The sequence below is a fragment of the Microcoleus sp. D3_18a_C4 genome, assembly GCF_036702415.1.
GTDB lineage: Bacteria > Cyanobacteriota > Cyanobacteriia > Cyanobacteriales > Microcoleaceae > Microcoleus.
Genome location: NZ_JAUBTI010000180.1, coordinates 1 through 6,905, shown reverse-complemented (window position 1 = coordinate 6,905; position 6,905 = coordinate 1). Strand labels below are relative to the sequence as shown.

Sequence of the window (6,905 nt, the reverse complement as noted above, 5' to 3'; positions counted from 1 at the left end):
TCTGAGTTTTATCTATTTTTTAACCAATGTAAATACCCCCTTGACAATTTACCCCTCACCTTAACTTGTCACTAATGCTAAGCGGGGAATAGGTTTTGGGGCGGTGCAAAAAACCTACCCTCAAGACAACACTCCTTATGTGCTTTGGCCAGAATCTATACTGACAAATCAAGTTTTTCTAGCGACTATTGAGAGTCTTAAAGGTGACAATTCAGAACAGAGCAAAACAGAAGTAAACACAAAGCTAGGGTTCCGGGAAAAGTTTCGGGCGAGTGCACAGCATCGAACAACCGACGGTCATTTTGTGCGGTCTAAAGCGGAAGTTTTGATTGATAATTGGCTCTATATGGCCGAGCTAGTTCACGCCTATGAACGCCGACTACCCATAGAGGAAGAAGCTTACTGTGACTTTTATATTCCTGGGGGAAAAGTGTATATTGAATACTGGGGATATGAGAACAACCCGGAGTATGTGGCGCGTAAGAAAGTCAAGCAAGAACTGTACCAGAAGTACGAACTAAACTTGATTGAGTTAACAGATGAACACATCAAGAATTTGGATGATTATTTGCCGAGAATGTTATTGAGATTTGGCGTAATTGTAACTTGATTTGAAAGTACGATCGCACTCTTCATCCGCGTTAATCTGCGTTAATCTGCCTGCATCAGCCGTTCATAAAAAAGATTGCTCGCCCTTTAACCCTCCCTCAAACTCGATCGTCCTTATCTGATTATCTTTTAACCTGCTTTACTTAACACAACCAGAATGTACTGGTCAAGACTAACTCCTTCCCTTTCCGCTTTTTCTGCTAAACTCAAATGTATAGATTTAGGAATTTGCAACGATAAATTTCCGCTCTACTCAATTTCCGTTGTAGGTAAAGGAATCTCATCTTCACACTCATAAGCTGTTTCTATCCATAATTCCCTAGCTTCCTGAATATTCTCCATCGCTTCCGATAAACTTTCACCCTGAGACATACAGCCCGGAAGGTCTTTGATTATCGCCGTATAACCTTCAGCTTCCGGGTGAAAACTGATAGGATATTTCAGACCCAAGTAATAATCTAGAGATTTAAGCTTGACTTTCATCATCAATAACTTAAGCCACTTGCTCAACATTGAGCCGCCCTTCAACCCGCTCATACTCATCTTCAAGCAGCCAAAGCCTTGCTTCCTCATAGCTAGAACAAGCAAAAACAATCTTATAGTCTTCAGCCGGGTCAAAAATGCAAAAATTATTTTTATCATCACCGAGCAACATCAAAACATAAGGAGGGACAGAGGTAGGGTCAACCCATATTTCTGTAAACTGCCAGTTATTTGCTAGGTTGGGTACGGGGGATGACATGATATTTATCTCCTATCACTTTAATTTCACCGTAATGTAAAGGAATTTGGCTGCCATCACTCTGAATTCTATAACCAATTGGGCTGGAAAAGTAGAGTCCATATCGTTCGTGATTGCGAATAATGCCGGTGAATTCCCCATTTTCTATTATGGCTTGTGCCACTCTAATCATTGTAGCTTCATTGTTAAATACATGAGCAGATCCCCCTCGCTGCAATAACCTTTGCATTTGTAGTGTATCTGGGAGATGCTTGGCAATGTGTCTATTGTCTATAGTTAGTTCACGGTTAATACCACTCATTTTATCGGAAAAATTCAGTAATATTTTAATAAAAACCCGGTTTATTTAATAAACCGGGTTTCTAATTCAAGGCTAAAAACGATTAAACCTTCGCTTCATTCTTCACCAACTTACCCCAACCCAAATCCTTCAGCGAATTATTCCGGCGCAGCGGACGAGTCACCAACTCCAAAATATCCCGCGCATTACCAAAGCCGTGAATCTGAGCAAAAGTAAACTCAACAGACCACTTAGTATTAATTCCCCGCGCTTCCAAAGGATTAGCGTGAGCCATACCAGTAATCACCAAATCAATATTCTGCTCGTAAATCCGCTGCAACTGATTGTAATTGTCTGGTTTTTCCACAATCCGAGGAGTAGGAACTCCCATCTCGTGACAAGTCTTTTCTAACAAAGCCAATTCGGCCGCCTGATAGCGCTTGTCCATGTAAGGAATGCCGATTTCCGGGCAAGTCATGCCGCAGCGAATCAAGAAACGTGCTAAAGAAATCTCAAGCAAATTGTCGCCCATAAAGAAGACAGATTTGCCGCGAATTATTTGCAGGTAATCTTCCAAACCTGCCCAAATTTGCGCTTCCCGTTCGTCCAAACCTTTTGGTTCAATTCCCAACACTGAGCAAATCTTTTCAATCCAAGCGCGGGTTCCGTCAGGGCCGATCGGGAATGGCGCACCAATTAGCTTACACTTGCGGCGGCGCATCAACGTAGAAGCTGTGCGCGACAAGAACGGATTCATGCCCGATACATAATAACCTTCTTCCAAGACTGGCAATTCAGTGTAGCGCTTGGAAGGAAGCCAACCGGAAACTTTGATTCCTTGCTTCTTCAATTCTAGAGTTAGCTGAGTGACAACCGGATCGGGCAAAGAACCGAAAAGTACCAGCGGCGTGTGCTTGACATATTCCGATTCATCTGCTGCAACTTCCTCTTTTTTCTTACCGAAATTCAGCAGTTGAGAGATAGCATTTCTTTCTTGCTTCTGAGCTTCTACCACAGGAGCTTTGTCAGGGCATTTAGCAGCCATCGCTGCTAAAACGGTATCTTCCCCTTGAGTAAAAGCGTAATCCAAGCCGTTAGCGCGCGCTGTGACGATGGGAATGCCAATTTCTGCTTCGAGTTTCGGTGCTAACCCTTCCAAATCCATTTTGATGATTTCGGTGGTGCAAGTGCCGATCCAAACAATTACACTGGGGTTACGATCGCGCTTAATTTGCAAGCACAGCCGCTTCAACTCATCATAATCGTTTAACTGAGCGGAAATATCGCCTTCTTCCAACTCAGCCATCGCATAGCGAGGCTCAGCAAAAATCATCACGCCCATTGCGTTTTGCAAGAAATAGCCGCAAGTCTTGGTACCGATGACCAAGAAAAAGCTATCTTCAATTTTTTGATAAAGCCAAGCTACGCAACTAATCGGACAAAAAGTGTGATAATTGCCTGTTTCGCATTCAAAGTTTAAAGCTTCCGGTTCATTAGTAGTAATAGCAGTCATATCTCAAATCTTCTCCATTTAAATTGTTTTTCGTCTCGAACAGGACTTGCGGCGGAGCGAGGAAACACCTGGATTTTGCGATCGTCTCGGTGCGATCGCCCACCAGAGGAATAGGTTGTTTTTCCTCTCGATCGCGGACAGCCGCAGTGGCGAGAAAACACCTGTTTTGCGCTATCGCGACGCACAGCGAACAATAAATAGAAATACCTATTTTTGGGCTAATTCCTGTGAAAAATAGATGCAGCAAACTCAATATTTCCGCAGTCGCAGCATCCAAAATTCTGGCTAAAAAATTCTGCGCGAGGGCATACAATCCCTCACAGCAGGGATTTAGTTTTCTTCAACTCGCTAAGGCAAAAAGCCTTTTGGCAGTTGTGAGTTGGAGCCAATTAAAAATTAACAACTCGCAACTCACAACTCACAAATAGAGCGGGAAACTTCAAGACTAGGAGAGACTGGGGCGATCGCAACAACCTCACTTAAAATCCGACAAAAAGCCTGAAATTTCTTCATCTTCATCGTCGGAATCCAAATCACCGAGATCTAGAGCATCTAAATCATCTTCATCGGGATCTCCGGTAGTTGCTTCCCCCAGATCGTCGAGTCCGAGATCGTCGAGGTCATCGTCATCAGATACAGAGAAATCGTCAATACCGTCATCGTCCAAGTCGCCCAGATCCATGTCTAGGTCATCTGAGGTCGCTGTCCCAAAAGGATCGGGTATTTCTTCGGCGACAAACTCTGCATCTTCTTCCCCAAACGGATCGGAAATCCCCGATTCGAGATCTCCAGAGGTCAAAGTCCCAAATTGTGAGGCTTCATCTTCCTCGTCATCATCGCCGAGGTCGAGACCGCCCAAAGCCGAGGCTTCATCTTCCTCGTCATCGCCGAGGCCGAGACCGCCCAAAGCCAATGCTTCATCTTCCTCGTCATCATCGCCGAGGCCGAGACCGCCCAAAGCCAAGGCTTCATCTTCCTCGTCATCGTCCATATCAAAGTCAGATACGGCGTCTTCCTCGTCATCGTCCATATCAAAGTCAGATACGGCGTCTTCCTCATCGTCTTCGAGACCGAGACCGTCCAAAGCCGAGGCTTCTTCCTCGTCATCGTCCATGTCGAAGTCGGAGACCGCTTCTTCCTCGTCATCGTCCATGTCGAAGTCGGAGACCGCTTCTTCCTCGTCATCGTCCATGTCGAAGTCGGAGACCGCTTCTTCCTCGTCATCGCCCAGGTCGAAGTCAGAGACCGCTTCTTCCTCGTCATCGCCCAGGTCGAAATCAGAGACTGCTTCTTCCTCAAACTCATCGAAGGATTCGTCGTCGGAGCTCAGTGCTGACGCAGCAGCAGCCAGACCGGCCGCTCCGGCGACTCCGGCGACTACTCCGGCTGCTGCTAAGCCCGCACCGCCCAATTTATTAGATTTGGCATCAGCGGGTGCAGCAGTTGCAGTTTGAGCCGCTGCGGGTGCAGCAGTTGCAGTTTGAGCGGCTGCGGGTGCAGCAGTTGCAGTTTGAGCGGCTGCGGGTGCAGCAGTTGCAGTTTGAGCCACTGCAGGTGCAGCAGTTGCAGTTTGAGCCGCTGCAGGTGCAGCAGTTGCAGTTTGAGCCGCTGCGGGTGCAGCAGTTGCAGTTTGAGCCGCTGCGGGTGTTGGAGATGTGCCGATCGTCTGCGGCACGATATTTGAGGGCATACCCAGCGCGAGGTCCGGGTCAAAATTTAGCCCCAACACTTCGATCAGGCTGTCTGCATCCGGCTTGAGTTTTGAGAAGGGCAGCATTAATTGCTGGAGTTCCGGCTCCAGGGCAGCCGCAATTCCCAGGATGAGGTAAGAAACAGGCCTTTTCCCGCCGTCGGGTGTGGCGACCGTGTTGTCAGCCGTCATGTGCAGGAGCAGCCAAGCCCGATTTACCTGGTAGTAGTCCAACCACTTCTGTTTGAGAGCAACTGAAAAAGTATCAAAAAAAGCCATAACCTCTTTATCCTCATCCTGATCGCTAGACCTATTAAACCATCATCAGGTCTAGCTCATCTTCCTCCTTCTTGACCACCGGTTGCACTGGATTTAGATAAAAATCTGAAAGTAAGGCGAATAATTCGCGATCGGGCGTGTCGTTGGGCACTACTCCTTCGGGCATTGCCAAAATCTGGTCAGCGATGTTGAGGTAGTAATCGCAGACGTAGTTGAGGGAAGGATCGCTTTCGGCCATCTCAAACAATGTTTTGCCTTTGACGCGAGAAACGCGAATGTCTTCAATCAGGGGCAGCACTTCCAGCACCGGCATGGGTACAGAGTCAATGTACTTGTCGATCAAGTCGCGCTTTGAGGTGCGGTTGCCAATTAAACCGGCGAGCCGCAACGGGTGAGTGCGGGCTTTTTCGCGGACTGAGGCGGCGATGCGGTTGGCTGCAAATAAAGCGTCGAACCCGTTGTCGGTAACAATCATGCAGTAATCGGCGTAGTTCAATGGGGCTGCAAAACCGCCGCACACTACGTCACCGAGCACGTCGAACAGGATGATGTCGTATTCGTCGAAGGCATTGAGTTCTTTGAGCAGTTTGACGGTTTCGCCGACTACATAGCCGCCGCAGCCAGCTCCTGCGGGTGGGCCGCCTGCTTCTACGCAGTCAACGCCGCCGTAGCCTTTGTAGATGACATCTTCTGGCCAAACGTCTTCGTAGTGATAGTCCTTTTGCTGAAGGGTGTCAATAATTGTGGGGATCAAGAAGCCAGTGAGGGTAAATGTGCTGTCGTGCTTTGGATCGCAACCGATTTGCAAAACTTTCTTGCCGCGCTTGGCTAGGGCAACGGAGATGTTGCAGCTTGTTGTCGATTTACCAATTCCACCTTTTCCGTAAACTGCTAGTTTCACTCTTGGTTCTCCTATAGGTTTCTATCAAAACGATGAGGGCTGGGTTTTCATGCTTTTTTTCGATCGCCCAATTTCCATAGCCCAATTGCAATAGCCCAATTGCAATTCCCTTACTGTCAGTCGATTTGAGATTTCAGATTTGAGATTAAAGAATGGACTCCACAGATGAATCTGGGGCTTCTCTCTAACTAAAATTTTCGATCTCGACGACTTTTGTTTGGGGCTTGTATCCGTCTTTGGGTTAGGCCAATTTTGGACTCGGCCCTTAGTCACCTCGTTGAAAGCATTATTAGCTAACTTGCGATGAAAAGAAAGGGGGCGTCTAAATGAAAATGCTAGTAAATTTGTTTATTTTGCATCTTTGGGAATCTTAACTGGTTTTTTGAGATAAAAATCTATTTTTAGATTTTTTTTAGATTTTAAATTAATTTTAGGATACTTTTTTAATATAAAGAGGTACAAAAATAAAACAAAAATTAACTTCTCAAACAATCTGGGCTTTTGGCTTTGGGGCTAGGATGCAGGCAGTTGATGGCTTGTGCGGGTAACTTGAACGGGCACAAAGGCGCTAGTGGATGAGGCAAACTCGAAGTGAGTTCGGATCAGTTGGGTCAGGGGAGGACAAAGTTATGGGATTTGAGATTTGAGATTTGAGATTGGAGATAGGGAAAGATTGACTTGGCTGGGGTTTCTGGTGTTTTGTAAAAAATTGTGAATTTTTAGGAAATGGTGGGGAGTCGGAGAGTGGGGGAGTGAGTCGGGAAGAGGGAGAAAGTTATGGGATTTGAGATTTTAGATTCGAGATTTGAGATTTGAGATAGGGAAAGATTGACTTGGCTGGGGTTTCTGGTGTTTTGTAAAAAATTGTGAATTTTTAGGAAATGGTGGGGA

At 46.3% G+C, this 6,905-nt stretch carries 8 protein-coding genes and 1 pseudogene; 1 reads left to right on the top strand and 8 read right to left on the bottom strand.

Translation table 11 applies throughout. From position 1 onward, the window contains the following. Nucleotides 1–103 precede the first annotated feature (103 nt). Entirely contained in the window at nucleotides 104–610 is a 507-nt protein-coding gene (locus QUB16_RS32555) for a hypothetical protein (RefSeq protein WP_333322474.1), read from the top strand. 128 nt (nucleotides 611–738) lie between these two features. On the opposite strand, the pseudogene QUB16_RS33750 reads toward QUB16_RS32555, so the two are convergent. The 8 genes and pseudogenes from QUB16_RS33750 to bchL form a co-directional block, all read right to left on the bottom strand. After that, nucleotides 739–846 (bottom strand): annotated as a pseudogene (locus tag QUB16_RS33750) (toxin-antitoxin system HicB family antitoxin); the annotation flags it as partial. 12 nt (nucleotides 847–858) lie between these two features. Next, entirely contained in the window at nucleotides 859–1,122 is a 264-nt protein-coding gene (locus tag QUB16_RS32550) for a type II toxin-antitoxin system HicB family antitoxin (protein ID WP_333322472.1), read from the bottom strand. Next, nucleotides 1,103–1,351, bottom strand: a complete 249-nt coding sequence (locus QUB16_RS32545) for a hypothetical protein (protein WP_333322471.1) — start codon at nucleotides 1,349–1,351, stop codon at nucleotides 1,103–1,105. Before QUB16_RS32545 ends, QUB16_RS32550 begins: the two co-directional genes overlap by 20 nt. Further along, nucleotides 1,320–1,580 carry a DUF6972 family protein gene (locus tag QUB16_RS32540; RefSeq protein ID WP_445251187.1) on the bottom strand — a complete coding sequence of 87 codons (261 nt, stop codon included), beginning with the start codon at nucleotides 1,578–1,580 and terminating at the stop codon, nucleotides 1,320–1,322. The genes QUB16_RS32545 and QUB16_RS32540 overlap by 32 nt, the downstream gene beginning before the upstream one ends. A gap of 154 nt (nucleotides 1,581–1,734) precedes the next feature. After that, the gene (locus QUB16_RS32535) at nucleotides 1,735–3,144 is read right to left on the bottom strand and encodes a ferredoxin:protochlorophyllide reductase (ATP-dependent) subunit N (RefSeq protein ID WP_333322467.1); all 1,410 of its coding nucleotides are present in this window, start codon (nucleotides 3,142–3,144) and stop codon (nucleotides 1,735–1,737) included. Further along, complete coding sequence (locus tag QUB16_RS32530) at nucleotides 3,125–3,457, bottom strand: hypothetical protein (RefSeq protein WP_333322466.1); 333 nt, start codon at nucleotides 3,455–3,457, stop codon at nucleotides 3,125–3,127. Before QUB16_RS32530 ends, QUB16_RS32535 begins: the two co-directional genes overlap by 20 nt. 162 nt (nucleotides 3,458–3,619) lie before the next feature. Further along, nucleotides 3,620–5,113 (bottom strand): DUF5331 domain-containing protein, encoded by a 1,494-nt coding sequence (locus QUB16_RS32525; protein ID WP_333322465.1) that lies wholly within the window; start codon nucleotides 5,111–5,113, stop codon nucleotides 3,620–3,622. 34 nt (nucleotides 5,114–5,147) lie between these two features. Next, nucleotides 5,148–6,014 carry a ferredoxin:protochlorophyllide reductase (ATP-dependent) iron-sulfur ATP-binding protein gene (gene bchL, locus QUB16_RS32520; protein WP_006634709.1) on the bottom strand — a complete coding sequence of 289 codons (867 nt, stop codon included), beginning with the start codon at nucleotides 6,012–6,014 and terminating at the stop codon, nucleotides 5,148–5,150. Nucleotides 6,015–6,905: the final 891 nt, after the last annotated feature.

Bases quoted from the DNA above. Each gene is read 5' to 3' on its own strand.
- QUB16_RS32525 (WP_333322465.1), bottom strand. From the start codon at position 5,113: ATGGCTTTTTTTGATACTTTTTCAGTTGCTCTCAAACAGAAGTGGTTG.
- QUB16_RS32535 (WP_333322467.1), bottom strand. From the start codon at position 3,144: ATGACTGCTATTACTACTAATGAACCGGAAGCTTTAAACTTTGAATGC.
- QUB16_RS32540 (WP_445251187.1), bottom strand. From the start codon at position 1,580: ATGCAAAGGTTATTGCAGCGAGGGGGATCTGCTCATGTATTTAACAAT.
- QUB16_RS32550 (WP_333322472.1), bottom strand. From the start codon at position 1,122: ATGTTGAGCAAGTGGCTTAAGTTATTGATGATGAAAGTCAAGCTTAAA.
- QUB16_RS32545 (WP_333322471.1), bottom strand. From the start codon at position 1,351: ATGTCATCCCCCGTACCCAACCTAGCAAATAACTGGCAGTTTACAGAA.